Here is a 26,786-nt window from a genome sequence, read left to right as displayed (position 1 = left end):
CGGGCTGAGATCCGGCCCGAGACGGCGGTCGGGGCGGGAACCGTTTCCGGTTCCCGCCCCGACCGCCTTACCGGGGGCGCTAGTTGATCGCCTTGATCAGTTCGCCGTTCGTCGTGTCACCGCTCAGCTCCCAGAAGAACGTGCCGCCCAGACCCTGTGCGTTCTTGTAGCTCATCTTCCCGGCGATGGTCGACGGGGTGTCGTAACTCCACCAGTCGCTGCCGCACTTGGCGTACGCGGTGCCGCCCACCGTGCCCGTGGCCGGGCACTTCGTCTTGAGCACCTTGTAGTCGTCGATGCCCTGCTCGTACGTACCCGCCGCCGGTCCGGTGGCCGAGCCGCCGGGCGCCGCCTGGGTGACTCCGGTCCAGCCGCGTCCGTAGAAGCCGATGCCGAGCAGCAGCTTCGAGGCCGGGATGCCCATGCCCTTGAGCTTGGCGATGGTGGCGGAGGTGTGGAACTCCGCCTTCGGGATCCCCGAGTAGGAGTTCAGCGCGGAGTGCGGAGCCGTGGGGCCGGTCGCGTCCCAGGCACCGAAGAAGTCGTACGTCATCGGGTTGTACCAGTCGACGTACTGGGCCGCGCCCGCGTAGTCCGCCGCGTCGAGCTTGCCGCCGGCGGTGGCGTCGGCCGGGATCGCCGAGGTGACCAGCGCCGAGCCGCCGAACTTGGCGCGGACGGCCGACATCAGGTTCTTGTACGCGGCCCGTCCGCTGGTGTCACAGCTGAGGCCGCAGCTGTTGGGGTACTCCCAGTCGATGTCGATGCCGTCGAAGACATCGGCCCACTTCGAGTTCTCGACCAGGTCGTAGCAGGACTGGGCGAAGGCCGCCGGGTTCTTGGCCGCCTCCGTGAAGCCGCCGGACCAGGTCCAGCCGCCGAAGGACCACAGGATCTTGAGGTTCGGGTGCTTCTTCTTCAGCTCGCGCAGCTGGTTGAAGTTGCCGCGCAGGGGCTGGTCCCAGGTGTCCGCGACCCCGTCGACCGACTCGGCCGCGGTGTGGGTCCGCTCGGTGGCCGCGTAGGAGTCGCCCATCGCGCACTTGCCGCCGGTGACATTGCCGAAGGCGTAGTTGATGTGCGTGAGCTTGGCCGCGGAGCCGGACGTCTCCACATTCTTGACCAGGTACTTCCGGTCGTACGTGCCCCATTCGGTGAAGTAGCCGACGACCTTGGAACCGGCCGCCGCGGTCGAGGCCGCCGAGGCCGCCGTGGGGGTGGCGGCCTTCCCGGTCGTGGCGGTGGCCGTGCCCGCGCCGGCGAGCAGCCCCGCGCCGAGGGCGGCGCAACACGCGGCGGACAGGAGCGCCCGGAAACGGACGCGAGGGCGGAATGAGCTGAGCATCGGACTCCTCGTGGGGGAGAGGGGAACATGCGCCGATCGGCATGGACGCGGTGAAGCGTCGGAGCGAAACAGTAGGAGGACTAGACCAGTTGGTCAATGGTTCGGACCAATTCCCGACAGGAATTCCGCACGGTGATTCTTTACTCTTGAGTAAGCGGTCGTTAACTGGTGACTCGATGCCTCCGATCGGGCATACTCACTGCGCACAGCCGCTGATCAGGCGCTTCCGCGACCCGGAGGCGCGAGCATCGCCGGTGCTCAGTGAGACCCGGCGGCGCAACCCCACCCAGGTGTGCGCCCGCCGAAGTGCCCGACAGGGAGGATCGTCGCCATGCCCGACCGCGCCCCGCAGCCGGTGGACCGTCAACTGCCCACGGACGAGGCCCGGGATCTGATCTCGCTCGTCCGCGACATCGCGCAGCGCGAGATCGCCCCGAAGGCGGCCGAGGAGGAGGACGCGGGACGCTTCCCGCGGGAGATCTTCACCCTGCTCTCGGAATCGGGACTGCTCGGCCTTCCGTACGACTCCGAGTACGGCGGCGGCGACCAGCCGTACGAGGTCTACCTCCAGGTCCTCGAAGAGCTCGCCGCCGCCCGCCTCACCGTGGGCCTCGGGGTCAGCGTGCACTCGCTCGCCTGCCACGCCCTGGCCAACTACGGCACCAAGGAGCAGCAGGTCGAGCACCTCCCGGACATGCTCGGTGGCGGCCTCCTGGGCGCCTACTGCCTCTCCGAGCCGGCGTCCGGCTCGGACGCGGCGTCCCTGCGGACGAAGGCCGTGCGCGACGGCGACTCCTGGGTGCTCGACGGGACCAAGGCCTGGATCACGCACGGCGGGGTCGCGGACTTCTGCACCGTGCTCGCCCGGACCGGTGGCGAGGGGGCGCGGGGCATCACGGCGTTCCTGGTGCCCGGCGACGCCGAGGGCCTGAGCGCCGCGGTGCCCGAGAAGAAGATGGGCATGAAGGGCTCACCCACCGCCCAGGTGCACTTCGACGGGGTCCGGATCCCCGACAGCCGGCGCATCGGCGAGGAGGGGCAGGGCTTCGCGATCGCCCTGTCCGCACTGGACTCCGGGCGGCTCGGTATCGCGGCGTGCGCCGTCGGGGTCGCCCAGGCGGCGCTGGACGAGGCGGTCGCCTACGCGACGGGGCGCGAGCAGTTCGGCCGGCCGATCGCGGACTTCCAGGGCCTGCGCTTCATGCTGGCGGACATGGCGACGCGGATCGAGGCGGGCCGTTCGCTGTATCTCACCGCGGCCCGGCTGCGGGACGCGGGACGGCCCTTCGCCCGGCAGGCGGCCATGGCGAAGCTGTTCTGCACCGACACCGCGATGCAGGTCACGATCGACGCCGTACAGGTGCTCGGCGGGTACGGCTACACCGCGGACTTCCCCGTCGAGCGGTACATGCGCGAGGCCAAGGTGCTGCAGATCGTCGAGGGCACCAATCAGATCCAGCGGATGGTCATCGCCCGTCACCTCGCTGGTCCCGAGTCCCGCTGAACCGTCCGTACGCGTACATCGCCGAGGGAGCCACGAGCCGGGACCACTCCGGGTCGTGGCGGCCCGGCAGCGTCCGGCCGCGGTCGGACCAGGCGCGCATCATGGCGCGATAGATGGGCGGGTCCACGGGTTCGTGGGGCCCCTGAACCCCGTGAACCCTCTGAACTCCCTGAACCCCCTGTGATCCCTGATACCCCTGCGACTCCTGGGGTGCGGGCGCCTGCAGCACTCGCGTCCACTGTGTCTCCTGGGGCGCCTGGTGCGCCGGGTTCTCCTGAGGCTGCTGCGTCCCTTGAGTCCCCTGGGAAACCGATTCTGCCGGGGGAGGAAGAAACCCGCGACGACGGCCCGTCTCGGCGTATGTCTCTGCGTACGAAGGGGTCATACCGGGCCAACGTGCTGCGGGGCGGGCAGGTCACCGACTGGCGAATTCGCCTGTGCGTTCGCGGGGGTTCCGACGCCGCGAAGGGCTGCCGGACTCTGGCCCCGCACGCTCATCTGACGTACCGTCATCTCCCCCGTGCCGCGTACCTCGGGAGGCAGCCGATGCCCGACGACCGTCCCGTAGCCCTCGACGAGTACCCCGTGCACCAGGTCCCCCTCTCGATGAAGCACGTGGCGACGGGGGACCGGAACGCCTACGACCGCTGCATCTTCCATGTCTTCGACCACCAGGGGCGGGCGCTGCTCGTCCTGGGACTCGGGGTGTATCCGAACGTGGGCGTCATCGACGCGTACGCGACCCTGCGCGTCGGGGACACCCTGCACGCCGTGCGCGCCTCGGACGCCCTCGACGACGACGAGCGGATGCGCCTGTCCGTGGGACCGCTCCGGATACAGGTCGAGCGCCCGCTCAGGAACTTCGTCCTGAGCTGTGCGGCCGACCCCGACGACCCGGACGGACTGTCGTACGAGATCACCTGGTCCGCGGACTTCCCCGCCCTGTGGGAGCCGCATCACCTGCAACGCCGTGGCGCCCGCCTCACGTTGGAGGGCAGGCGCTTCGTCCAGGCGGGCCGGTGCGACGGCTGGATCAAGGTCGCGGGGCAGGAGACACGGCTGTCCGGCGACGGCTGGACCGGCACCCGCGACCGCAGCTGGGGCACCCGTCCGCTGCCCGGCGAGGAGGGCGGCCGGCTGGCCGAGGAACACCGGACCGAGGGCTTCCACTGGCTCTGGTGCCCGGTCCGCTTCGACGACCGGTTCCTGATGGTCGTCACCCAGGAGGACGCCGACGGCTACCGGACCCTGAACGACGCGACCCTCGTACGGGCCGGGCGGCGCGACCGTCAACTCGGCTGGCCCCGGGCGGAGATCGCCTACCGGAGCGGCACCCGGCACCCGGAGAGGGCGACCGTCCACCTCGGCGACCCCCGCAAGCCGCTCGAACTGGGCGTTGAGATCCTGGCCTCCTCGCCGCTCGCCGTCGGCGCCGGCTATCCGCCCGCCGAGGACTGGCAGCACGGCACCTGGCAGGGCAGGGGCTGGACCGACCGCCGCGCGTACGACCTCTCGGACCCGGCCGCCCTCGGACTCGCCGCGTACGGGGTGACCGACCACGCGGCCCGCTTCACCCTGGACGGGCGCACCGGGTACGGGATCTTCGAGCACGGCTCGTTCGGGCGGCACGACCCGAGCGGGTTCACCGGGTTCGACTCGGTCGCCCCGTGAGGACGAACGTGCGGGTCGCGAAGGAGTGGTGGCATGGCTGAAGCGCCCCGTCCCAGTCCCCGTCCTCGCCCTCGTACGACGACCCGTGATCCGGAGGAGATCGCACGGCGGCTCACCGCGTGGCTCGCCGCACGGCTGCCCGGAGCCGGGGCGGTCGACGTCCGTGTCCCCGCCTCCAACGGAATGTCGAGCGAGACCCTGCTCTTCGACATCGAGCACCCCGAACCCCCGCTCCGCGCCTGCGCGTTGAGGCTCGCGGCGGACCCGGCGGCGTACACCGTCTTCCCGGTCTACGACATGCCGCGGCAGTACCGCGTCATGCGGCTGGTCGCGGACCGCACGGACGTCCCCGTGCCCCGCGTGCTGTGGCTGGAGGAGGACCCGGGGCCGCTCGGGGCGCCCTTCTTCGTCATGGAGCGCGTCGAGGGACGCGTACCGCCCGACGTCATGCCCTATACGTACGAGGGCAATTGGCTGCACGCCGCGAGCGGGGCCGAGCGCGAACGGCTGGAGGCCGCGTCGGTCGGCCTCCTCTCCCGGCTGCACGACCAGGTGCCGGTGAAAGAAGCCGGATTCCTCGCGGCGCGCGGAGCGGGGAGCCCCCTGCGCCGCCATGTCGAAGCCCAACGCGCCTACTACGCATGGGTCGTTGACGGGCTGTCACGCTCGCCGCTCATCGAGGACGCCTTCGACCGCCTCGACGCGCTCTGGCCGCGCGACGAGGGCGAGACGGTGCTCAGCTGGGGCGACGCGCGCATCGGGAACGTCGTCTACGACGGCTTCGAGCCCGCCGCCGTCCTCGACTGGGAGATGGCGGCACTGGGCCCGCGCGAGGTCGACCTCGGCTGGATGATCTACCTGCACCGCTTCTTCCAGGACCTCACGGAAAGCTTCGGGCAGCACGGACTGCCCGGCTTCCTCCGCAGGGACCGGACCGAGGCGCGCTACGCCGAACTCACCGGCCACACACCCCGGGACATGGACTTCCACATCCTGTACGCCGCCCTGCGGCACGCCGTCGTCATGCTGCGCGTCGCCTACCGGCAGGTGCACTTCGGCGAGAGCGGCGTACCGGCGGATCCGGACACGCTGATCCTGCACCACGACAGCCTGCGGGCCATGGTGCAGGGCGATTACAGGGACTGAGGACCCTTCAGCGCTTCGGCGGGGTCTGAGCCGTGAGGGGCCGGGCGGGTCCTAGGCGGCCAGGCGCCGCATCACCGGCACCCGCATGGGGCGCGAGCCGGGGCCCCCGACGTGCGAGAAGGGCTGGGTCCGCCAGTCGAGTCCCTGGGGGAGCGTCAACAGCAGGGCGGTTTCCTGCTCCTGGATCCCGACCGTCTCGTCGGCGGGCTGGGCGTCGGCCGCCGCGCGGCCCGTACCGGCGCAGACCGTGAGCCCGAAGGGGTTCCACGGCGACGCGCAGAGCGCGTGCTCCGGCAGGCGCTCCTCGTCCGCCAGCAGCGCGATGGGCTGCGCGCAGTCCGGGCAGATCACCCGGTACATCTCGAAGGTGTCGTACGCGTCGAGCTCCTCGCCGTCCAGGGCGTCCGGTTCGACGCCCTCCGGCTCGGGTTCGAAGACCGACTGCTGCCGCTTGGGCGCGGTACGTCCAAGACGCTTGAGACTCTGCATGGGTTACTCCCCCTCGGATGGGCCGACAAGGTGCTGCGACCTCGGCCACAGCAAGCACTTCCCGTCCCGTCTGCGCGGTAATCACGAGAACATCACGGAAGCGGGCGGTGTCATGTGGTGTTCGTCACATGCTGCCCGCAGGTGCCCTACTCGGCTGATTCGTACCCCACGTGCGCCGCCGGGCAGGTCCGACCGCGTCGCGGGGCGGGCATGACCTGCGCCGCTGGTTCCCGGGGGGATCAAGGGCACTGTAGGTTCTCCGCCATGGAGGAGCTGGACCGCCACATCGTGCAGCTGCTCGTCGAAGACGGGCGGATGAGCTACACCGACCTGGGCAAGGCCACGGGCCTGTCCACTTCGGCCGTGCATCAGCGGGTGCGCCGGCTGGAGCAGCGCGGCGTCATCCGCGGCTATGCCGCGGTCGTCGACCCGGAGGCGGTGGGGCTGCCGCTGACGGCGTTCATCTCGGTGAAACCGTTCGATCCCAGTGCGCCGGACGACATCGCCGAGCGACTGGCGGGGGTGCCGGAGATCGAGGCGTGCCACAGCGTGGCCGGCGACGAAAACTACATCCTGAAGGTGCGTGTCGCCACTCCGCACGAGCTGGAGGAGCTGCTTGCGCGGCTGCGGTCGCTGGCGGGGGTGTCCACGCGGACGACGGTGGTCCTGTCCACGCCGTACGAGGCTCGGCCGCCGAAGATCTGACGCGGGTTCCTGTCGGGGCGCGGGTCTTCTGGCCGGGGTGTGTGGTGTGTCCGCGGGCCGGTGGGGGCCGGTCGCGCCGTTCCCCGCGCCCCTGAGGGGCGGGTGCCGCGCGTGCCTGAGGTGTCTGCGGGCCCTTCGTGGCTGGTCGCGCCGTTCCTCGCGCCCCTGGCGGGGCCCGGCTGGCGGGGGCCGCGCGATGGGGGGCCTCGCCCAGGGGCGAGACTGGTCGCATGAGCGACAGCACCACCGATTTCGAGTCGGACCGTATTGACCCAGGGGCTCCCCGTACCGTGCTGCTGCGGGGCGGTGAAGTCCACAGTCCCGCCGACCCGTTCGCCACCGCGATGGTCGTGGAGCGCGGACAGGTCGCCTGGGTCGGGTCGGAGGGCGCCGCCGACGCGTTCTCGGACGGCGTGGACGAGGTGGTCGACCTCGAAGGGGCGCTCGTCACCCCGGCGTTCACCGACGCACACGTGCACACCACGGCCACCGGTCTCGCCCTCACCGGCCTCGACCTCTCCGGCACCCGCACCCTCGGCGACGCCCTGGCCCGCGTACGGGACTTCGCCGCCTCCCGCCCCGACGACCGGGTGCTCCTCGGCCACGGCTGGGACGCCTCCCGCTGGCCCGAGCGGCGCCCCCCGCGGCGCGACGAGCTGGACGGGGCCACCGGCGGCCGGCCGCTCTACCTCAGCCGGATCGACGTCCACTCGGCCGTCGCCACCACGGCCCTGCTGGACATGACGCCGGGCGTCCGCGGCGCGTCCGGGTTCCAGGACGGCGAACCCCTCACCCGCGACGCCCATCACGCCGTACGCGCCGCCGCGTTCGCAGCCGTGACTCCGGCGCAGCGTGCGGAGGCCCAGCGTGCTGCCCTGCGGCACGCCGCCTCGCTCGGGATCGGTTCGGTGCACGAGTGCGCGGGCCCCGAGATCTCCTCCGAGGACGACTTCACCGGGCTGCTGCGGCTCGCCGCCGAGGAGGCGGGCCCCCGCGTCGTCGGCTACTGGGCCGAGCAGGACGTGGCGAAGGCCCGCGCCCTGGGAGCGGCCGGCGCGGCGGGCGACCTCTTCGTGGACGGAGCTCTCGGTTCCCACACGGCCTGTCTGCACCGGCCCTACACCGACGCGGAACACACCGGCACCGCCTACCTGGACACCGACGCCGTCGCCGCCCACGTCGTGGCGTGCACCGAGGCGGGGCTCCAGGCGGGCTTCCACGCCATCGGGGACGCCGCCGTGGCCTCCGTGGTCGACGGCATGCGCGCAGCCGCCGAGAAGGTCGGCCTGGCCCGCGTACGCGCCGCCCGGCACCGCGTCGAGCATGCCGAGATGCTCACGCCCGAGACGATCGCCGGTTTCGCCGACCTCGGCCTCACCGCCTCCGTCCAGCCGGCCTTCGACGCCCTGTGGGGCGGCGAGGAGGGCATGTACGCCGAGCGTCTGGGCGCCGAGCGCGCCCGTACGCTCAATCCCTACGCCGCCCTCCTGCGCGCCGGCGTGCCGCTCGCCTTCGGTTCCGACAGCCCCGTCACCCCGCTCGACCCCTGGGGCACGGTCCGAGCCGCCGCCTTCCATCGAACGCCCGAACACCGGGTGTCCGTCCGCGCCGCCTTCACGGCGCACACGCGGGGCGGCTGGCGGGCGGTCGGACGGGACGACGCGGGGTCCCTGGTGCCGGGCGCGCCCGCGGACTACGCGGTGTGGCGCACCGAGGAACTCGTGGTCCAGGCCCCGGACGACCGGGTGGCCCGCTGGTCGACCGACCCCCGCTCGGGCACCCCGGGACTGCCCGACCTGTCACCCGGTGCGGACCTGCCGGTCTGTCTGCGCACCGTGGTGGCCGGTCGAACCGTATTCGTACGGCCGGACGAGTGATGTCCCGGGGTGGCGCGGCGCCGATCATGGTCCGACGGGCTGTCGCGCGACCTGCGCATCCTCGGCGCTGACCAGCCGTTTCTTGGAAAACCCGCAGGTGGAACGACTGTTGACAGTGAGCGGCAGGTGGCCGGTAGGTTCGGCCGGGTCCACCACCGGACGTCCGGCCGGTGAACTTCCGCGCAGTCGCCGCAGCGCAGTTGGGTCAGGGGTGGTGTGCCGCACCGGCGCACCACCACTGGGAGCCAGGCCCAGCGTCCGCGCCACGGGGCGAGGGAACGTTCCGGCCGGATGGTGCGACCCGGGTGGGGCCCGGCCGCTCAGTAGACAACGGCTTTCGGTCGACCCGCAGCCAGCGGGTCCCAGGTCGGCCCGAAGGGCGCCGGGCCCCGATCCGCAGTTCCCCTGCTCTCGTACGACCCCTTTTCCCCTCGTACGACCCCGTTGTGCGACTTTTCAAGTCGGCGCCTTACCTGCGGGAAGAGCGGCGCTCGCTATGGTGGTGCCCCTCTCGCACGGAAGTTTTAAGGGGAAGCTGTGAACGACGGCGTTGAGCGACGGTTCGGTCCGCTCGGCACGACCTTGGTGATCATCCCGACCTTCAACGAGGCGGAGAACATCAAGAGGATCGTGGGCCGGGTGCGGGCGGCCGTACCCGCGGCGCACGTCCTGATCGCCGACGACAACAGCCCCGACGGCACCGGCAAGCTCGCCGACGAACTGGCCGTCGAGGACGAACACGTCCACGTGCTGCACCGCAAGGGCAAGGAAGGCCTTGGCGCCGCCTACCTCGCCGGGTTCGGCTGGGGCCTGGAACACGGGTACGGCGTCCTGGTCGAGATGGACGCCGACGGCTCCCACCAGCCCGAGGAGCTGCCCCGGCTGCTGACCGCGCTCAAGGGCGCCGACCTGGTGCTCGGGTCGCGCTGGGTGCCGGGCGGCCGGGTGGTGAACTGGCCCAGGTCCCGTGAGTTCCTCTCGCGCGGCGGAAGCCTGTACTCGCGTGTCCTGCTCGACGTCCCGATCCGTGACGTCACCGGCGGCTACCGGGCCTTCCGGCGCGAGACCCTGGAGCGCCTCGGCCTCGGAGAGGTCGCCTCGCAGGGCTACTGCTTCCAGGTCGACCTGGCCCGCCGGGCCGTGCGGGCCGGCTGTCACGTCGTCGAGGTGCCGATCACCTTCGTCGAACGTGAGCTGGGCGACTCCAAGATGAGCCGCGACATCCTGGTGGAGGCGCTGTGGCGGGTCACCACGTGGGGTGTGGGGGAGCGGGCCGGGCGCGTGCTGGGGCGGAAGAAGCCCTGAGCGGTCTCCCTGTCGCACAGGCCGGGCTGACTCCCTCTTTACGCTTTATGCCGTACTGAGCCCTGGCCAGGCACACTGGAGGCATGACGACTGGCGCACCGATCCCGCCCACCTCCGCCTCCGGCTCCACCTCTCGTCGGCCCCGGCGCTCACGACTGTTGAGGTTCCTGCCCCTGGGCGTGGCCGCGTGGCTCGTGCTGGAGATCTGGCTGCTGACGGTGGTGGCGGGCGCGGCGAGCGGGTTCGCGGTGGTTCTGCTGCTGATCGGTGGGTTCGTCCTCGGCGCCGTGGTCATCAAGCGGGCCGGTCGGCGGGCCTTCCGCGCGCTGAGCGAGACGCTGCAACAGCAGCAGAGCGGGGCGCTGCCGCAGGGCCGGGCCAACTCCGAGGGCAACGGCCTGATGATGCTCGGCGGGCTGCTCCTGATGCTGCCGGGGCTGATCTCCGACGCGCTCGGGCTGCTTCTGCTGGTGCCGCCCGTGCAGAAGGCGCTCTCGCGGTATGCGGAGCGGACGTTCGAGCGGAAGGTGCGGGAGGCTTCGGGGTCGTTCGGGAACGCGTTTCAGCAGGCTCGGATCCATCGTCCTGACGGGAAGGTCGTCCAGGGCGAGGTCGTCCGCGACGACGTGCCGCGCGAGCGGGAGAACGGGAACAATCAGGGCTCGCGCCCGCCTCTGACCGGCTGAGGGCCGGCCGCCGCCCGGGGTGGGTGGGGGCTTTTTCCGCCCCCGCCGCCCCTACCCGTTCCCGTCACCACCTCAGGGGCTCCGCCCCCGAACCCCCGCTCCTCAAACGCCGGAGGGGCTGGGTGGGGCATGGGGGCGCCGGAGAGGCCGAGATACCCAGGGGCGCGGGGAACGGCGCAATCTTTTGTCTTTAGGGGCGCGGGGAACTGCGCAACCCCAGCCACAGCGGGCCCGCACGCACCCAGAACCGAACCCGAGTCCCACGCAAACGCACAGAACCGCAGGTACCGTGCCCGAAGACACGGCGCCCGCGGTCGCGTGCGTGCGCTGTATGCCGCTCAGCCCCCTGAAGGGCTACGCGGACTTGCGGCTGTCCCGAGGGTGGACCGCAATGTTCATGGCTCCGGATCGAAGCACGGCCAGGCGCTCTTCGAGGACCTCTTCGAGCTCCTCTCGCGTACGCCGTTCCATCAGCATGTCCCAATGCGTACGCGCGGGCTTGGCCTTCTTCTCTTCAGGGCCGTCGCCGTCCACCAGGAGTGCCTGGGCCCCGCAGACCTTGCACTCCCACTCCGGCGGGATCTCCGCCTCCACCGAGAAGGGCATCTCGAATCGATGGCCCTTCTCGCATGCGTACTCCACGGCCTGGCGCGGGGCCAGGTCGATGCCGCGGTCCGTCTCGTAGCTAGTCACCACGAGGCGCGTGCCGCGAAGAGCTCGCTCACTCATGAATCGTGCCTCCCGGGCTTGTCGCCCACAGGACAGGTGTCGCTGTCGTCGTCATCCGGTCAACGTCCGGTCGGCGGTAAAGATTCCCGCTCCGGGACATGCGTCGCCGTCGTAGCCGCCCGTTGTTGTACCCACCTGCGCCCGGTTTGTCACATCTGACAGCAGATGTCACCCGGTGTTGCGGCATCTTTGACGCGCAGTAACGGTACGCCTGGCAGGCCAAACGCGTACACTACCGCCCTTTGGCGCTGAGCGCTAAATCCTCGCGGGAACAGGATTACCCGCGTCGCGCACCGCCCGCCGCACCGGAACCCTCGCGAGCAGCACGAATCCCAGGACGAAGAAGGCCACGAGCGAGATGATCGCGTCCCGGTAGCTGCCCGTCAGCTGGTAGGTCACGCCGAACAGGAGCGGCCCGAGCCAGCTCATGCCGCGGTCGCTCATCTCGTACGCGGAGAAGTACTCGGCCTCCTTGCCGGGCGGCACCAGATGCGAGAACAGGGACCGGGAGAGCGCCTGGCTGCCGCCGAGGACCAGCCCGATGCCCGCCGCGAGGACGAAGAACCAGCCGGGCGCCCCCGCGGGCAGGAAATATCCGGCGGCCAGCGTGAGGGTCCAGGCGACCAGGGATCCGAGAATGGTCCGTTTGGCGCCGTACGTCCGGGCCAGTCGGCCCATTCCGAGGGCTCCGGCCACCGCGAGCAGCTGGACCAGCAGCACGGCGACGATGAGCGTCGACTGGTCGAGGCCCAGCTCCTCGGACCCGTACACGGAAGCCTGTGAGATGACCGTCTGGATGCCGTCGTTGTAGACGAGGTACGCCAGGAGGAAGGCGAGGGTGAGCGGCTGGCGGCGCATGTCGCGCACCGTCGCCGCGAGCTGCCGCCAGCCCCGACCGGGCGCGCCCGGCGACCCCGCGGGGGAGTCCGCCGTCCGGCGGTCGCGCAGCCGCTTGAGCGGTACGAGGGTGAAGGCGCCCCACCAGATGCCCGCCGAGGCCAGGCAGATGCGGACCGCCATCGCCTCCGAGACACCGAAGCTGTCGTGGGCGCTGTAGAGCACGAGGTTGGCCACGAGGACCAGCGAGCCGGCCGCGTAGCCGAACGCCCAGCCCCTCGACGAGACGGCGTCGCGCTCCTCGGGCGGGGCGATCTGCGGCAGGTAGGAGTTGTAGAGCACCATCGAGACGGCCAGCGAGGCATTGGCCACTATGAGCAGGAGGCCGCCCAGCAGATAGCGGTCGCCGTCCAGGAAGAACATGCCCGCCGTGGCCGCGGCGCCCAGGTATGCCGAGAGCGCGAGGAGCGGCTTCTTGCGGCCGCTGCGGTCGGCCGCCGCGCCCGCCAGGGGCATCACGAAGATCGACAGGATCACGGACGCGGACACGCTGTAGGCGAAGAACGAGCCCGCGCGCAGGGGTATCCCCAGCGGGTGCACGAATCCGTCCGCGTCCGCCGCCGCCTTGGCGACCGAGGTCAGATAGGGGCCGAGGAACACGGTGAGCACGCTCGTCGAATAGACGGAGCAGGCCCAGTCGTAGAAGTACCAGCCGCGTTGTTCGCGCCGCCGTTCGGCGGCTCCGTCGGCCGCCCGTTCCCGCACGGTGTCGGTGCCCACCCGTGCCCTCGCTTCCCCGTGTCGTGCCCAGGCAGGGCGTACCGCGTGGTGTGCCGGGACCGCTCAGGCCCAGGTGCCGCGGTCCTGGAGGACCCCGCGCAGCGTCTCGATGTGATCGGTCATGATGCCATCGACTCCCAGGTCCAGAAGCCGGTGCATCCGCTCGGGCTCGTTGACCGTCCACACGTGGACCTGCAGCCCGCGCGCGTGGGCTGCGTTCACGAAGCGGCGGTCCACCACCGGGATGCCCGACTGCGCCTCGGGAACCTGCGCGCAGACCGCCGAGCGCCGCAGCGCGGCGGGCATCCCCCACGACTTCAGGCGCAGTCCGAGGACACCCCTGGTGCCGTACGAGGTGGCCAGGCGCGGGCCGGCCAGGCGTTGCGCCCGGGCGACCCGCGCCTCGGAGAAGGAACCGACGCAGACGCGGTCCCAGGAGCCGGTGGAGCGGATCAGGTCGAGAAAGGGGAGCAGCGCGGGCTCCGCCTTCACGTCGACGTTCCAGCGGACGTCGGGGAACGTCTCCAGGAGCTCGTCGAAGAGGGGGACCGGTTCGGCGCCCGCCACGCGCGCGTGCCGTACGTCGTCCCAGGGGAGGTCCGCTATCCGGCCCGCGCCGTCGGTCACCCGGTCCAGCGTCGCGTCGTGGAAGGCGACGAGTTTTCCGTCCGCCGTGGCGTGCACATCGGTCTCGATGTACCGGTAGCCGGCCTCGACCGCGCGGCGGAACTGGGCCACGGTGTTCTCCAGGCCGTCGGCGGCCCCGCCCCGGTGGGCGAAGGCTATGGGCCCGGGATGGTCGAGGTAGGGGTGGCGTATGCGCGAGATCACCCGCGCAGTATCGCCTGCTCCGATGGCCCTGCGGCAACGACCGTGCTGCCGTCCGGTGATGCCGCAGGGACGGCGAACACCCGCAGGAACAGTTGGGCCAGCGGCCCGATGGCGAGCGCGTACAGGACCGTGCCGACCCCGACCGTGCCGCCGAGGACGAAGCCCGTCGCGACCACGGCCACCTCCAGGGTGGTGCGCACCAGGCGGATCGAGCGGCCGGTGCGCCGGTGGAAGCCGGTCATCAGACCGTCGCGCGGGCCCGGACCGAAACGGGCCGCTATGTAGAGGCCGGTAGCCACACCGTTCAGCAGGATGCCCGCCACCATCAGCGGAATCCGGACCCCCAGGGCGTGCGCGTCCGGCAGGAGGGCGAGCGTGCCGTCCATCGCGATGCCGACCACGAAGACGTTGGACACCGTGCCGAGGCCCGGGCGCTGGCGCAGCGGTATCCACAGGAGGAGGACGACGGCCCCGATGACGATCGACACCACACCGATCGTCAGCCCGGTCAGCTCGGCGAGGCCCTGATGCAGCACACCCCAGGGCTCAAGGCCCAGCCCCGCCTCCACGAGGAGCGCCGAACTCACTCCGTACAGGGCCAGTCCCACGTACAGCTGAAGAAGTCGGCGGGTGAGGTGCCTCGGCGGCGGGCTGGACACTGTGGGCTCCCTGGAGGTGGTGCGGTGGTGCCGGTGGACTGACTCATGACACTCTGTGGCTTGAGGAGAAACCTCTTCCATGGCCAATTCGGGGAAGGTGGACTGGTCGTCATGGCGCAGTGGACTTCGGCGGTGGGAGCCGCCCAGCTCGCCCGGCTGCTCAACTCCCAGCAGGAGCGCCCCGCGGGCCCCGGCACGCGCCGCCCGCCCGCCTACCGCGCCCTCGCCGACGGTATCCGGCTGCTCGTCCTCGAAGGCCGCGTCCCCGTGGCCGCGCGCCTGCCCGCCGAGCGCGAACTGGCCCTCTCCCTGTCCGTCAGCCGCACCACCGTGGCGGCGGCCTACGAGGCACTGCGCGCCGAGGGCTTCCTGGAGTCCCGCAGGGGCGCGGGCAGCTGGACCGCCGTACCGGCCGGGAACCCGCTGCCCGCGCGCGGCCTCGAACCCCTGCCGCCCGAGACCCTCGGCTCCATGATCGACCTCGGCTGCGCGGCCCTGCCCGCGCCCGAACCCTGGCTCACCCGCGCCGTCCAGGGCGCCTTGGAGGAACTGCCGCCGTACGCCCACACGCACGGCGACTATCCGGCGGGGCTGCCTGCGCTGCGCCAGACCCTCGCCGACCGGTACACCCGGCGCGGCATTCCGACCATGCCCGAGCAGATCATGGTGACCACCGGGGCCATGGGGGCCATCGACGCCATCTGTCACCTCTTCGCCGGCCGCGGGGAGCGCATCGCCGTCGAGTCGCCCTCGTACGCCAACATCCTTCAGCTGATGCGCGAGGCCGGGGCCCGGCTGGTGCCCGTCGCCATGGCCGAGGGGCTCGCGGGCTGGGACCTGGACCGCTGGCGGCAGGTGCTGCGCGACGCGGCGCCCCGGCTCGCCTACGTCGTCGCTGACTTCCACAACCCGACCGGCGCGCTCGCCGACGAGAACCAGCGACGGGAGCTCGTCGACGCCGCGCGGTCGGCCGGGACCGTGCTGGTCGTGGACGAGACCATGAGCGAGCTGCATCTCGACGAGGGGCTCGAACTGCCGCGGCCCGTCTGCGGGTTCGACCCGGCCGGGTCGACGGTCATCACGGTCGGCTCGGCCAGCAAGGCCTTCTGGGCCGGGATGCGGATCGGCTGGGTCCGTGCCGCGCCCGACGTGATCCGCAGCCTCGTCGCGGCGCGCGCGTACGCCGACCTCGGGACGCCCGTCCTGGAGCAGCTGGCCGTGAACTGGCTGCTCAGCACGGGCGGCTGGGAGCAGGCCGTGGAGGTGCGGCGCGACCAGGCCCGGGAGAACCGGGACGCACTGGTGGGGGCGCTGCGCCGGGAACTCCCGGACTGGGAGTTCGACGTGCCGCGCGGCGGGCTCACGCTGTGGGTGCGCACGGGCGGTCTGTCCGGGTCGCGGCTGGCGGAGGTGGGCGAGCGGGTGGGTGTACGGGTGCCGTCCGGGCCCCGGTTCGGCGTGGACGGGGCCTTCGAGGGGTACGTGCGGCTCCCGTTCACCGTCGGCGGCGCGGTGGCCGACGAGGCGGCTGCGCGGCTGGGGGCGGCGGCGCGGCTGGTCGCGTCCGGGGCGAACGGGGGAGTGGAGGCGCCCCGCACGTTCGTGGCGTGACGCCGGCGGGGTGAGGCGGGGCGCTTCCGGGGTGGGTCGTCGGGTGCGGGTCCGTTGTGGCTGGTCGCGCAGTTCCCCGCGCCCCTGGGTGGGTGGGGGTGCGGCGGGCTTTCACGTGCGGGTGCGTCGTGGCTGGCTGCGCAGTTCCCCGCGCCCCTGAGACGGCCGGGCTGGTTGTCGGGTGCGGGTGCGTTGTGGCTGGTCGCGCCGTTTCCCGCGCCCCTCGGGAGGGGCTGTGCCCCATCAGGGGCGCGGGGAACTGCGCAGTCTTTTGGTTTTTAGGGGCGCGGGGAACTGCGCGGCCAGCCACAACGCACCGGAGGGTGATGTCCGGCGGTCAGCCCTCCGCGGCCACGCCCACCGGGCCCGGTGCCGTGACGCGGGCGGGGGCGGGGGCCGCCGGGGTTTCCGGGGCCGTGCCCGCCGGGGGGAGCAGGTCCAGGACCGCCCGGCGATGCGTCTCGCTCGTCGCCTCGTCGTACGGGTCCGGAGTCGCCGGCACCTGAAGGCGGTGGACGGGACCGGCCCCCAGCCGGGCGTATCCCCGCCCCGCCGGCACATCGGCCGTGGGAGTCGTGTGCGGCGGCACCCCCAGCACCGCTTCGAGCTGCCCCGTGGAAGCCGGCCCGAGCACGACACGCGCGCGCGTGTGCCCCAGCACCGCCTCGCCGAGCGACTCCACGGCGTCGAACTGCTCGGCCACCACCACCGTGACCCCGGCCGCGCGGCCGTGACGCAACGGCACCTGGAGGAGGGTCTGCGGATCACTGCGGCTGTCGGCCGCCGCGAGGTGACCGAGCGCGGTCGGCCGGTCCAGGAGGACCCACAGCGGACGCCGCGTGTCCTCCGGCGGAGTCAGCCCCGCCTGCCGGGAACGGTTCGCCGTGATGAGCCGCCGCTCCGTCTCGTGCGCCGCCCATTCGAGAGCCGCCAGCGCCCCCGAAAGACCGCATTCGATGCCCAGCACGCCGTCGCGTCCCGCAAGGCACGCGTACTCGCCCGTACCGCCGCCCTCGACGATCAGTACGTCACCGTGGCGCAGGGCCTGCAGCGCGATCGAGCGCAGGAGCGTGGTCGTGCCGCTGCCGGGCCCGCCGACCGCGAGCAGGTGCGGCTCGGTGGAACGCACGCCCGTACGCCAGACCACCGGGGGGACGTCCCGCTGCTCCTGGCCGAAGTCGAGAGGGAGCGTGCGCTGGACGCCCGCCGGGTCGGTGAAGCCGAGGACGGTCTCGCCCGGTGCCGTGACGAACCGCTGGGCGGCGATGTCGGTGGGCAGCGGAGGCAGCACGGCGACCGAGAGCTGGTTGCTCTCCTCGTCCCACGCGAAGCGGTACTCCCGGCCGCGGCCCGACTTGGCGTGCAGCAGTTGCTCGATACGGGCCCGGGAGTCGGCCTCCCCGTCCCGGAAGTAGGCGGGGTAGCGCACGGACAGCTGCGAGACCCGGCCGGTGTCGTCGAACTCGTACGCGTCGAAGGCCTTGCCCCACTCGCCGCCGTGGGCGTAGAGCGGGGCGGGGTCCTCGGGGACGGAGAAGTACGGGACGAGCGCCTCGTAGAGGGACTCCAGACGCTTGCTCTGCGAGTCGTCGGGGCCGGTGGGCACGGCCGGGGTGCGGTCCCTGCCCTGCCAGGCGGCCGCCGCCATCAGGCTGATGACGGCGAGCAGCGGCCCGTACGGGATGAGGGCCACGATCAGGACGACCGAGGCCACCAGGAACAGCAGTGGACCGCGCCGGTCCTTGGGGGTCTCCGCCCATTTGCGCCGGCCGGCGGCCGCCAGCCGACGCAGTCCACGGCTGATGGTGATCAGCGGGTGGAGGACGTCGGTGGCGCTGTCGGCGGCCGTCCGGGCCAGGTCCCTGCTGCGGGCGATCTGCGCGCTGCCGGTACTCAGAATGCGGGGGAGGGGGCGGCGGGCCACTGCTGTCTCCTGGAGGTGCGTGCGAACGGGGTGGAGGTCAGAACTTGATCCCGCCGAGCAGACCGGCCAGGCTCGCGCCGCCCGCCGTGATGCTCGGGGCGATGGCCGTGCCCGCGAGGTAGAACCCGAAGAGGGCGCTGACCATCGCGTGCGAGGCCTTGAGGCCGTCCTTGCGGAAGAAGAGGAAGACGATGATGCCGAGCAGGACCACGCCTGACATGGACAGGATCATGATTGTTTCTCCTGGATCGATGGGGACAGTCACCATGAGTACTTCCAGGCTCACAGCATGTATCCATACGATAAAAGGTGCAACAGGGTGAAATTCTGCTTATTTCACCCGGGTGGGTCAGCTCGACAGGGCCCCTAGGTGGCCGTCTCGATGATTTGTCGGTTTCGTGGTGATCTTTGCCTCGGGTGGGCCAGGTCATGTGCCCGCGAAGCCAGTACTCTGGCGATTCACCCGTACGGTCGCACCGCTACGGCCGCACGTTCCCGCAGTCCCGTTCGTCGTCGCACCGCTCCCGCGGTGCGATTCCCCAGTGATCCCCGGTAATCCCCAGTGAGAGGCGGTCCCGTCGATGAGTGAAGCGCCCGACCCCGAGGTCGTGGAGCTGGCGACCAAGATCTTCGATCTGGCCCGGCAGGGGCGGACCGAGGCGCTCGTGGCGTACGTCGACGCGGGTGTTCCGGCCAACCTCACGAACGACCGCGGCGACTCGCTCGTGATGCTCGCCGCCTATCACGGCCACGCCGACGCCGTGGGTGCCCTCCTGGAGCGCGGGGCGGAGGCGGACCGTATCAACGACCGTGGCCAGACTCCGCTCGCCGGAGCCGTCTTCAAGGGCGAGGACGCGGTCATCCGCGTCCTCCTGGCCGCGGGCGCGGACCCCTCGGCGGGGACGCCGTCCGCCGTCGACACGGCCCGGATGTTCGCCAAGGCGGAACTGCTCGACCTGTTCGGAGCACACTGAACCATCCGCCTTGACCAGGCGAAACAGCTTTTTTGGGGGAGGCGGGACGGGGCCGCCGGAAATGCGGTCGCGGCAGCGAGAACCGCTGGGTCATCATGACGTCGTGATTCACGGACGCGATGGCTGGGCAGGTGTTGCCGCACCGCGCGGACCGTGATGCGGCCCGCACGGGCCACCGACGAGAGGCAGAGGAAGATGGTCTACAGCAAGCAGGAAACGGCGGGCGCCCCGACGTGTTGTCACGCGGCCAGGTAGAGCAGGATCCCGGTTGCGTCGACGCTTGATGTGAGGCTGTTTCCCATGTTCGATCCGGTCATAGCGCCCAGCGGCACGCTGCTCGGCCTGCTCCAGAGGGGCCGCGGCGACGGCACGCTGCACGCGCTCACCGCACCGCGGGCCGAAGCGCTCGCGGCACTGAACCACTGTGTGCTGAGCGACCCCCGCCACGACTGGCAGGTGGAGAACCGCTCGCTCTACTACGCACGTCTCCACCTCGACCTGGGTGGAGGCCTCGACGCGATCGAGGCCCACCTCTTCGACGCGGCGGACGTACTCGACACCGACGAGTCACGTACGGGCCTCGCGCTCGCCGTCCTCGGCCACCTCGCCTCCTACGGCAGGCGGGACGCCCTGGAGCTGCTGCGGCGGTACGCCGCGCACGGCGCCAACTGGGCGTGGGCCCTCGACGAGCTGGCGCTGCGCGACGACGACGCCGGACTGCGCGCGCTCGCGGCCCCCGTCCTCGCCCGCTTCGCCACCGATCCCGAGGGCGAGGCCGAGCTGGCCGCCGTCGTGCGGGACTCCTTCGAGCCGCGGCCATGGCGGCTGTGGGCCGACGATCCGCGCGAATCCATCGGCACGCGCGTGCGTGCCGCCCGGGAAAGCGGTTCCTTCGACCGCTGGCAGCAACAGCTGCGGCCGTCCGGGCCGCGCCCCGGATGGAGCGTGCGGGCCGTCTTCGAATGGGCCCAGCAGGGCATCGAGCGCGGGGCCGCCCTCCATGTGCCCGCAGCGCGCTGCCTCACGGCCGTCGCAGGCCCCGAGGACCGCCCCGAGATCGTCGAGGCCGCCCGCACCGGGGACGACGGCGCACGCTGCACCGCCCTGCGTTATCTCGCCGACAGCCACGATCCCGACGTACTGGATCTGGTGGAGGCCGCACAGGCCTCCGGCTCACCCCTCGTGGTGGAAGCCGCCGTGGACGCCTTCGAACGGATGCGGAGCGTCGCCGCCGTGCAACGGGCCCGCGGCTGGGCCCACCGGCCCGACGCCCTCGGAGAGGCCGCCGGACGCGTCCTCGCCTGCCGGGGCGGCGCACAGGACAGCGAACTGGTCCTGGGCGCCCTGCGGGAGGCCGTACGGGGCGAGGGACCCGACGCGCAGACCCTGTGGACCCTCGTCGACGGCGCCGGACGGCTCGGTATCGCGGGGGCGGCGCCCGTCCTGCGGCACGTCTACCGCGAGACGGCCTCCTCCCATCTGCGCGGTCGGGCGGCACGCGCGCTGGCCGCCACCGACCCGTCCTTCGCCGCGGGATTCGCCGTCGAATGCCTGTGGGACTGCGAGGAGACCACCCGCGAGGTGGCCGCACGGCACGCCGAGACCGGGGACGCCCGCGTGGTCGACCAGCTCCGCCGGCTCGCCGCCGACCCGGCCGAGGAGGCCGACGTACAGACCGCGGTCCGCAGCCGCATCGGACCGGACGCGTCCGCCGTGTGACGCCGACCGCGGGCCGGACCGAGGGCCGGACCATGTGGAGCCAGCCGGGGAGCGCGCGGAGTGGGACCCCGCGCGCGGTGATCGTGGCGAGGCGCGGTGAGCGTCGTGCGCGCCGGTGTGCGCGACCGGCGTGTGAGCGTCCCGTCGTCGGCCCGTATCCCGTTGGTACGGGCCCGGACGCCGGAGCGTGACCGGTTCGTGATGGGAGGGCGTGCGGAGCCCAACGCTCATGGGACGTTCCTCATCCGGAAAGATCCACGTTGACGCGGCCACGTCCAGCACGACGACAACACCCGTATGCGTGTCGTCATCGTCACCGAGTCCTTTCCCCCCGATGTGAACGGCGTGGCCCACTGCGCGCTCCAGACCGCCCGGCATCTCGTCGAACGCGGTCACACCCCCGTTGTCGTCGCTCCGGCAACCTCCCCCAAGCTCTCGACCCCCTCCGAACAGTCGGGCGCCTCCTTCGGGACCGCGTCCGAGGCCGCCGCACCGTGCCCCGTCGTCCGCATCCCGTCCCTGCCGCTCCCCGGCTACCCCCAGGTCCGCGTCGCCCTCCCCAGCCGACGCGTCGCCGCCGCGATCACCGCACACCGCGCCGACATCGTGCACCTGGCCAGCCCCTTCGTCCTCGGCGTCCGCGGCATGGCCGCCGCCGGCCGCCTCGGCATCCCCGCCGTGGCCGTCTACCAGACCGACCTCGCCGGCTACGCCCGTACGTACATCAGCACCGGCGAGGCCACCGCCTGGCGCCGTATCCGCTCCGTCCACGCCGCCGCCGACCGCACCCTCGCCCCGTCCACCGCCGCCCTGCACGACCTGGAGGCGCACGGTGTGCCCCGGGTGCGGCTGTGGCCGCGGGGCGTCGACACCGTCCGCTTCCGCCCCCAGCACCGGGACGACGCCCTCCGCCGTGAACTCGCCCCGAACGGCGAACTGATCGTCGGCTACGTGGGCCGGCTCGCCCCCGAGAAGCAGATCGAACTCCTCGCCGGAGCCTGCGGTCTGCCGGGCGTACGCGTGGTCGTCGTCGGTGACGGCCCGAGCCGGCCGAGCCTCGACCAGGCGCTGCCGGGAGCCGTCTTCCTCGGGCGCCGCACCGGCGACGAACTCGCCCGGATCTTCGCCTCCCTGGACGTCTTCGTGCACACCGGCCCCTTCGAGACCTTCTGCCAGACCGTCCAGGAGGCGATGGCCAGCGGCGTACCGGTCGTCGCCCCCGCCGCGGGCGGTCCGCTGGACCTGGTGGCGCACGGGCGCACCGGGCTGCTCGTGCCCCCGCGCGACGAGGCCGCCGTGCGCGACGCCGTGTGGTCGCTCGCCGCCGACCCCGCCCTGCGGGCCGCCTACGGCGCCGAGGCACGGCGTACCGTCGAGGGCCGCACCTGGGCCGCCGTCGGGGACGCGCTCATCGAGCACTACACGGACGTCCTCGCCGGACGGGCGGCGGTGGCGGCATGAACGAGTCTCTGAACATCGTGCGGCTCGCCAACTTCGTCGCCCCCTCCTCGGGGGGCCTGCGGACCGCGCTGCGCGAACTGGGCGCCGGTTACCTGGCGGCCGGGCACCGGCCCGTCCTGATCGTGCCCGGCGAACGCGCCTCTGACCGCGAGACCGAACAGGGGCGCGTCATCACCCTGCCGGGCCCGCTGCTGCCCGGCACCGGCGGCTACCGCGTCCTCACCGACAGGCGGCGCGTGGCGGCGCTCCTGGAGACGCTGGCCCCCGACCGCCTGGAGGTCTCCGACCGTACGACGCTGCGCTGGACCGGCGTCTGGGCGCGGCGCGCCCGGGTGCCCGCGGTGATGGTCTCCCACGAGACCGCCGACGGCGTGCTGCGCACCTGGGGCATGTCGCCCGGCCTCGCCCGGCGGACCTCGGACGCCCTCAACCTCCGTACCGCGCACCACTACGCGCGGATCGTGTGCACCACGGAGTTCGCGGAGCGCGAGTTCGTCCGCATCGGCGCCCGCAACGTCGTACGCGCCCCGCTGGGCGTCGACCTGGAGGGGCGCCACCCCGCGCTGCGGGACCCGGCGATCCGGGCCCGGTACGCGCGCGTGGACCAGACCCTGCTGGTGATGTGCTCCAGGCTGTCCGTCGAGAAACGGCCCGGTACGGCACTGGACGCGCTGGAGGCGCTGCTGCGGGGCGGGCGGCGCGCGGTGCTCGTCGTGGCGGGTGACGGACCGCTGCGGGCCCGGCTCGAACAGCGGGCGCGTGAACGGCGGCTGCCCGTCACCTTCCTCGGCCATGTCGCCGACCGCGCGCTCCTCGGCGGACTGCAGGCTTCCGCCGACGTGTGTCTGGCACCGGGGCCCGCCGAGACGTTCGGGCTCGCCGCCCTGGAGGCCATGGCCTGCGGCACGCCCGTCGTCGCCAGCGCCACCTCCGCCCTCCCGGAGGTGATCGGCTCCGCCGGAGCCACCGCCGCGGACACCGGGACGGCCTTCGGCGCCGCGATCGGAATGCTCCTGGACCGGCCCGAGGACGAACGCCGGGAAGCGGCACGCGCGCGTGCGGCCTGTTTCGGATGGCCGGCCGCCGTGGAGGCGTTCCTGGCCGCCCACGACGCGGCCGTCCGGGTGGGGGCGCCGCGGGAATCGCTCCCCGCCGCCGCTCTCCGTGCCGTGCCGCGGCCCAGGGAGGGCGTCGTATGAGACCCCTGCGGTTCGTGGCGCTGGGCGACTCCCTGACGGAAGGGGTGGGCGATCCCGTGGGCGACGGGTGGCGCGGCTGGGCCGCGCTGCTCGCCGCGGGGCTGGCCCCGCCGGAGGCGCCGGTGGAGTTCCGCAATCTCGCGGTCAGCGGCGCGCAGACGCGCGATGTCCTGGAGCGCCAGCTGCCCGCGGCGCTCGCCGAACGGCCCGACCTCGCCTCCGTCGTCATCGGCGTGAACGACACCCTGCGGTACACCTTCGACATCCATGCCGTGGCCGAGCGGCTCGACGAGGTGTACGCGGCGTTCACCGGGCAGGGCGCCGTCCTGCTCACCGCCTGTCTGCCCGACCCCGGGACGATGCTGGGGCTGCCGGGGGCGCTCGCGAGGCCGCTGGCACGGCGCCAGCGGGCCGTGAACGCGGTCGTGCACGCGCTGTCCGAGCGGTACGGGGCCGTGCATCTGCATGCCGCCGAGGGCGACTGGGTCGTGGACCGGGGCATGTGGAGTGCGGACCGGTTGCATCCGGGGGAGCGGGGGCATCGGCAGCTCGCGCTGCACTTCCATGCGCTGTTGGCGGAGGCGGGGCTCGCTTCTGGGCCCGTGCCCAGTGCCGTGCCCGAGTTTCCCGGGCCCTCTCGGGCGGCCAGTCTTCGGTGGCTGGCGACGTCCGGGACCGGGTGGGTGGCGCGGCGGTGCACCGATCTGCTGCCGCAGCTTCTCGGGCTGGCCGCTTCCGAGGTGCGGCATCGGGTGCGGGGCACTGGCGTGCGGCTTGATCTTGCGGCTTCTCGGGCTGTGGCTTCCGCGTTGGCGGGGGTTGCGGTGGATTCCGCGGATGCGGCGTGAGGTTTTGAAGGTGGCTTCGCCTGGGGTGGGGTGGTTCGGTGCGGGTTCGTTGTGGCTGGCCGCGCCGTTCCCCGCGCCCCTTAAAAGCAAAAGACTGCGCCGTTCCCCGCGCCCCTTGGGGGCTGCGCCCCCTCAGGACGAGAGGCTGCGCCGTTCTCCGCGCCCCTGCGGGGTGCGCCCCCTGAAGGCTAAAGATTGCGCCGTTCCCCGCGCCCCCTGGGGGTGCAGGTCGGGACGAAACGTACCGGGGTGCCCGGGGTTGCCTGGGCCGTGGTGGGGAGGTCCTTGGGGTGGACCACCGCGATGACCGGGTAGCCGCCTGTCGTGGGGTGGTCCGCCAGGAAGACCACCGGGCTGCCGTCCGGGGGGACCTGGACGGCGCCCAGGACCATGCCCTCGCTGGGGAGTTCGCCGCCGATCGCCCTCTCCAGGGCGGGCCCTTCCGTGCGCAGGCCGATGCGGTTGCTCGCCGAGGACACCCGGTAGGTGTGCGTGGTGAACGTGCGCCAGGCCGCCGCCGTGAACCAGTCGTCGCGGGGGCCCGGCGTCACCCGCAGGACCAGCTCGGCCGGCGGGGACGGCTGTGGAACGACGTCCACGCGCGCGGGGAGGCCGTACGGCTTCCCCAGGGGGAGGACGGTTCCGGCGGTGAGGGGCGGTGGGCCGAGGCCCGATAGGAGATCCGTCGAGCGGCTGCCCAGCACCGGCTCGACGGTCACCCCGCCCGACACGGCCACGTAGGCGCGTACTCCGGAGACCGCTGTTCCCACCGACAGCAGCGCTCCGGCGGGCACGTGCACCGGGGCGCCCCAGGGGGCCGGGCGGCCGTCCACGGAGACGGGGCACGGCGCGCCTCCCACGGCCACCGTGACCGCCGAACGCGGCCGCAGGTCGCAGCCGTTGAGCGTCGTCTCCAGAACGGCCGCCTCGGGCGGATTGCCGACGAGCCGGTTCATCAGGGCGGCGGCGGGCGCGTCCAGCGCGCCGGAGCGCGGTACGCCGAGGTGCGCGTGGCCCGGGCGCCCGAGGTCCTGCACCGTGGTCAGCGCCCCGGCCCGTACGACGACCAGTGCGCGGTCCGTCATCAGGAGTCCACCGGCACGAAGCGGACCGGCGTGCCCGGCGACAGCAGCGCGGCCGGCACGCGCGCGTGGTCCCACAGGACGGCGTCCGTCGTGCCGATCAGCTGCCAGCCGCCCGGCGACGAGCGCGGGTACACGCCCGTGTACGGGCCCGCGAGGCCCACCGAGCCCGCCGGGACCGTCGTACGGGGTGTCGCGCGCCGGGGCACGCCGTAGCGGGCCGGAAGCCCGGTGAGGTAGCCGAAGCCGGGAGCGAACCCGCAGAAGGCGACCCGGAAGTCGGCCGACGCGTGGACACGCGCCACCTCCTCCGGGGACACGCCCCAGAGTTCGGCGACGTCCGCCAGGTCCGGGCCGTCGTAGCGCACGGCGATCTCCACGACCTCCGCGACGGGCGGGGGAACGGACGGGAGCCGTGTGCCGGACAACTGCGCGGCCAGCCGGGACGGGTCCTCCAGGCCGTCCAGGAGCACCGTGCGGGCCGCGGGGACGATCTCGCGCACGGAGAGGGAGCCCTCCGCGCGACGGCGGAGCAGATCGGCGTGCAGGGCCTGTGCCTCCTCGTCCGTGGACACCTCGACGAGCAGAGCGCGGTCGCCGACCGGCAGTGCCCTCATACGAACGCCTCCACGCGGACGCCCGCCTCCTCCAGTCGTGCCCGGACCCGGCGGGCCAGGTCCACCGCGCCGGGCGTGTCGCCGTGCAGGCACAGGGAGCGGGCCCGTACGGCGATGTCACGGCCCGAGTGGGACGCGACGACACCAGAACGGGCGAGACCCAGCGAGCGTTCCACGACGTCGTCCGAACGGGTGATGACCGCACCCTCCCGGCCACGCGGCACGAGCGTGCCCTCGTCGGTGTACGCGCGGTCCGCGAACGCCTCGGTGACGACCGGCAGTCCGGCCTTCGCGGCCACGTCGAGGAACCGGGAGCCGGGCAGCCCGAGCACCGGCAGCGTGGCGTCGGCGAGGCGTACCCCGTCGACGACCGCCCGCGCCTGTTCCTCGTCGTGCACGATGCGGTTGTAGAGCGCGCCGTGCGGTTTGACGTACGCCACGCGCGCGCCCGCCGCGCGCGCGAAGACCCCCAGGGCACCGATCTGGTACGCCACCTCCGCCGCCAGCTCGTCGGACGGCACGTCCATCGCGCGCCGTCCGAAGCCCGCCAGGTCCCGGTAGGAGACCTGGGCGCCGATCCGTACCCCGCGCTCGGCGGCGAGGTCGCACACGCGCCGCATGGTGGAGGGGTCCCCGGCGTGGAAGCCGCAGGCCACGTTGGCGCTGGTGACGACGGACAGCAGCTGTTCGTCGTCGGTCAGGTGCCAGCGGCCGAACCCCTCGCCGAGATCGGCGTTGAGATCGATCGGGGTACCGACGGGGGTGCCGGTGGAGGTCATGGGGTGTC

The 26,786-nt window shown here is 72.6% G+C and carries 24 protein-coding genes; 13 read left to right on the top strand and 11 right to left on the bottom strand.

Annotated features, from left to right (window positions below; all coding sequences use genetic code 11):
* Window positions 1–79: 79 nt before the first annotated feature.
* Window positions 80–1,345: a glycoside hydrolase family 18 protein gene (locus tag J8N05_RS39320; protein WP_210891738.1), complete on the bottom strand. Its 1,266-nt coding sequence runs from the start codon at window positions 1,343–1,345 to the stop codon at window positions 80–82.
* A gap of 331 nt (window positions 1,346–1,676) precedes the next feature.
* Here J8N05_RS39320 and J8N05_RS39315 point away from each other — a divergent pair, with 331 nt between their 5' ends.
* The 3 genes from J8N05_RS39315 (at window position 1,677) to J8N05_RS39305 (ending at window position 5,666) form a co-directional block, all read left to right on the top strand.
* Entirely contained in the window at window positions 1,677–2,849 is a 1,173-nt protein-coding gene (locus tag J8N05_RS39315) for an acyl-CoA dehydrogenase family protein (protein ID WP_210891736.1), read from the top strand.
* Between the two features lie 546 nt (window positions 2,850–3,395).
* Window positions 3,396–4,520: a hypothetical protein gene (locus J8N05_RS39310; RefSeq protein WP_210891735.1), complete on the top strand. Its 1,125-nt coding sequence runs from the start codon at window positions 3,396–3,398 to the stop codon at window positions 4,518–4,520.
* Between the two features lie 33 nt (window positions 4,521–4,553).
* Window positions 4,554–5,666: a phosphotransferase family protein gene (locus tag J8N05_RS39305; RefSeq protein WP_210891733.1), complete on the top strand. Its 1,113-nt coding sequence runs from the start codon at window positions 4,554–4,556 to the stop codon at window positions 5,664–5,666.
* A 51-nt stretch (window positions 5,667–5,717) separates the two neighbouring features.
* Here the strand turns inward: J8N05_RS39305 and J8N05_RS39300 are convergent, their stop codons facing one another.
* Window positions 5,718–6,155 (bottom strand): hypothetical protein, encoded by a 438-nt coding sequence (locus J8N05_RS39300; RefSeq protein ID WP_210891731.1) that lies wholly within the window; start codon window positions 6,153–6,155, stop codon window positions 5,718–5,720.
* A 264-nt stretch (window positions 6,156–6,419) separates the two neighbouring features.
* On the opposite strand from J8N05_RS39300, the gene J8N05_RS39295 reads away from it, so the two are divergent.
* From J8N05_RS39295 to fxsA, 4 genes are all read left to right on the top strand, one after another.
* Window positions 6,420–6,860, top strand: a complete 441-nt coding sequence (locus J8N05_RS39295; RefSeq protein WP_107019623.1) for an Lrp/AsnC family transcriptional regulator — start codon at window positions 6,420–6,422, stop codon at window positions 6,858–6,860.
* 230 nt (window positions 6,861–7,090) lie between these two features.
* Entirely contained in the window at window positions 7,091–8,737 is a 1,647-nt protein-coding gene (locus J8N05_RS39290) for an amidohydrolase (RefSeq protein ID WP_210891729.1), read from the top strand.
* A 537-nt stretch (window positions 8,738–9,274) separates the two neighbouring features.
* Window positions 9,275–10,042, top strand: coding sequence for a polyprenol monophosphomannose synthase (locus J8N05_RS39285; RefSeq protein ID WP_210891728.1), 768 nt, complete (start codon window positions 9,275–9,277; stop codon window positions 10,040–10,042).
* Between the two features lie 83 nt (window positions 10,043–10,125).
* The gene (fxsA, locus tag J8N05_RS39280) at window positions 10,126–10,728 is read left to right on the top strand and encodes an FxsA family membrane protein (RefSeq protein ID WP_210891726.1); all 603 of its coding nucleotides are present in this window, start codon (window positions 10,126–10,128) and stop codon (window positions 10,726–10,728) included.
* Between the two features lie 354 nt (window positions 10,729–11,082).
* Here fxsA and J8N05_RS39275 read toward each other — a convergent pair whose 3' ends face one another.
* From J8N05_RS39275 to yczE, 4 genes are all read right to left on the bottom strand, one after another.
* Window positions 11,083–11,457, bottom strand: a complete 375-nt coding sequence (locus J8N05_RS39275) for an RNA polymerase-binding protein RbpA (protein WP_003977404.1) — start codon at window positions 11,455–11,457, stop codon at window positions 11,083–11,085.
* 255 nt (window positions 11,458–11,712) lie between these two features.
* The gene (locus tag J8N05_RS39270) at window positions 11,713–13,074 is read right to left on the bottom strand and encodes an MFS transporter (RefSeq protein WP_210891724.1); all 1,362 of its coding nucleotides are present in this window, start codon (window positions 13,072–13,074) and stop codon (window positions 11,713–11,715) included.
* A 63-nt stretch (window positions 13,075–13,137) separates the two neighbouring features.
* The gene (locus J8N05_RS39265) at window positions 13,138–13,905 is read right to left on the bottom strand and encodes a glycerophosphodiester phosphodiesterase (protein WP_210891722.1); all 768 of its coding nucleotides are present in this window, start codon (window positions 13,903–13,905) and stop codon (window positions 13,138–13,140) included.
* On the bottom strand, window positions 13,902–14,645 hold the full coding sequence (gene yczE, locus J8N05_RS39260) for a membrane protein YczE (protein ID WP_407700003.1): 744 nt from the start codon (window positions 14,643–14,645) through the stop codon (window positions 13,902–13,904). The genes J8N05_RS39265 and yczE overlap by 4 nt, the downstream gene beginning before the upstream one ends.
* 30 nt (window positions 14,646–14,675) lie before the next feature.
* On the opposite strand from yczE, the gene J8N05_RS39255 reads away from it, so the two are divergent.
* Entirely contained in the window at window positions 14,676–16,175 is a 1,500-nt protein-coding gene (locus J8N05_RS39255; protein WP_210891718.1) for an SCO1417 family PLP biosynthesis transcription factor, read from the top strand.
* A gap of 337 nt (window positions 16,176–16,512) precedes the next feature.
* Here the strand turns inward: J8N05_RS39255 and J8N05_RS39250 are convergent, their stop codons facing one another.
* Both J8N05_RS39250 and J8N05_RS39245 read right to left on the bottom strand, forming a co-directional pair.
* Complete coding sequence (locus J8N05_RS39250; RefSeq protein WP_247706875.1) at window positions 16,513–18,099, bottom strand: hypothetical protein; 1,587 nt, start codon at window positions 18,097–18,099, stop codon at window positions 16,513–16,515.
* 37 nt (window positions 18,100–18,136) lie between these two features.
* A complete protein-coding gene (locus tag J8N05_RS39245) occupies window positions 18,137–18,331 on the bottom strand; it encodes a hypothetical protein (protein ID WP_041991757.1) in 195 nt (64 codons plus the stop codon).
* Between the two features lie 349 nt (window positions 18,332–18,680).
* Between J8N05_RS39245 and J8N05_RS39240 the strand changes: the two genes are divergently transcribed.
* From J8N05_RS39240 to J8N05_RS39220, 5 genes are all read left to right on the top strand, one after another.
* On the top strand, window positions 18,681–19,073 hold the full coding sequence (locus J8N05_RS39240; protein ID WP_210891716.1) for an ankyrin repeat domain-containing protein: 393 nt from the start codon (window positions 18,681–18,683) through the stop codon (window positions 19,071–19,073).
* 300 nt (window positions 19,074–19,373) lie between these two features.
* Window positions 19,374–20,792 carry a HEAT repeat domain-containing protein gene (locus tag J8N05_RS39235; protein WP_210891715.1) on the top strand — a complete coding sequence of 473 codons (1,419 nt, stop codon included), beginning with the start codon at window positions 19,374–19,376 and terminating at the stop codon, window positions 20,790–20,792.
* A gap of 297 nt (window positions 20,793–21,089) precedes the next feature.
* Window positions 21,090–22,253 carry a glycosyltransferase family 4 protein gene (locus J8N05_RS39230; protein ID WP_210891713.1) on the top strand — a complete coding sequence of 388 codons (1,164 nt, stop codon included), beginning with the start codon at window positions 21,090–21,092 and terminating at the stop codon, window positions 22,251–22,253.
* Window positions 22,250–23,452, top strand: coding sequence for a glycosyltransferase (locus tag J8N05_RS39225; RefSeq protein ID WP_210891711.1), 1,203 nt, complete (start codon window positions 22,250–22,252; stop codon window positions 23,450–23,452). The genes J8N05_RS39230 and J8N05_RS39225 overlap by 4 nt, the downstream gene beginning before the upstream one ends.
* The gene (locus J8N05_RS39220; protein ID WP_210891709.1) at window positions 23,449–24,300 is read left to right on the top strand and encodes an SGNH/GDSL hydrolase family protein; all 852 of its coding nucleotides are present in this window, start codon (window positions 23,449–23,451) and stop codon (window positions 24,298–24,300) included. The genes J8N05_RS39225 and J8N05_RS39220 overlap by 4 nt, the downstream gene beginning before the upstream one ends.
* Window positions 24,301–24,488: 188 nt before the next feature.
* Here J8N05_RS39220 and J8N05_RS39215 read toward each other — a convergent pair whose 3' ends face one another.
* From J8N05_RS39215 to J8N05_RS39205, 3 genes are read right to left on the bottom strand one after another with little or no spacing between them, the layout of a single operon-like run.
* Window positions 24,489–25,385: a 5-oxoprolinase subunit C family protein gene (locus tag J8N05_RS39215; protein ID WP_210891707.1), complete on the bottom strand. Its 897-nt coding sequence runs from the start codon at window positions 25,383–25,385 to the stop codon at window positions 24,489–24,491.
* The gene (locus J8N05_RS39210; RefSeq protein ID WP_210891705.1) at window positions 25,385–25,999 is read right to left on the bottom strand and encodes a 5-oxoprolinase subunit B family protein; all 615 of its coding nucleotides are present in this window, start codon (window positions 25,997–25,999) and stop codon (window positions 25,385–25,387) included. Before J8N05_RS39210 ends, J8N05_RS39215 begins: the two co-directional genes overlap by 1 nt.
* Complete coding sequence (locus J8N05_RS39205) at window positions 25,996–26,778, bottom strand: LamB/YcsF family protein (RefSeq protein ID WP_210891703.1); 783 nt, start codon at window positions 26,776–26,778, stop codon at window positions 25,996–25,998. The genes J8N05_RS39210 and J8N05_RS39205 overlap by 4 nt, the downstream gene beginning before the upstream one ends.
* Window positions 26,779–26,786: the final 8 nt, after the last annotated feature.

The organism is Streptomyces liliiviolaceus (assembly GCF_018070025.1).
GTDB lineage: Bacteria > Actinomycetota > Actinomycetes > Streptomycetales > Streptomycetaceae > Streptomyces > Streptomyces liliiviolaceus.
This window is presented reverse-complemented; position numbering and strand designations above follow the sequence as displayed.